At 56.3% G+C, this 279-nt stretch carries 1 protein-coding gene; it reads right to left on the bottom strand.

Annotated features, from left to right (window positions below):
* A partial coding sequence (locus ACH13J_RS18450) for a tripartite tricarboxylate transporter permease (RefSeq protein WP_397544801.1) occupies window positions 1–183 on the bottom strand: 183 nt, incomplete at its 3' end.
* Window positions 184–279 lie beyond the last annotated feature (96 nt).

Genomic DNA, 279 nt, shown 5'->3' with positions numbered 1-279 from the left:
GATCGCCGAGACCGGGTCCATCGTAAAGGTCAGCGGAATGAGCAACGACACGCCATTCGGCGCGCCAAGGCCGGGTAGGACGCCGACGATCAGCCCGAGAAGGACGCCGACGATCATCAGGGTGATGTGCATCGGCGTAAGTGCCGTCGCAAAGCCACCCATAAGCAGTTCAAAATTTTCCATGATCAAGCTCCGGGTGCTTAGTAAATGCCGAGCATTTCTTCGATCGGGCCCTTATGCAGCGGCACCTGGAACGCTTTTTCGAAGACGAAATAAAGC

It is taken from the genome of Roseovarius salis (assembly GCF_044472985.1).
Classification (GTDB): Bacteria; Pseudomonadota; Alphaproteobacteria; order Rhodobacterales; family Rhodobacteraceae; genus Roseovarius; species Roseovarius salis.
Note: the sequence above shows the minus strand (reverse complement) of the source record. Positions and strands in the feature narration are given on the sequence as shown.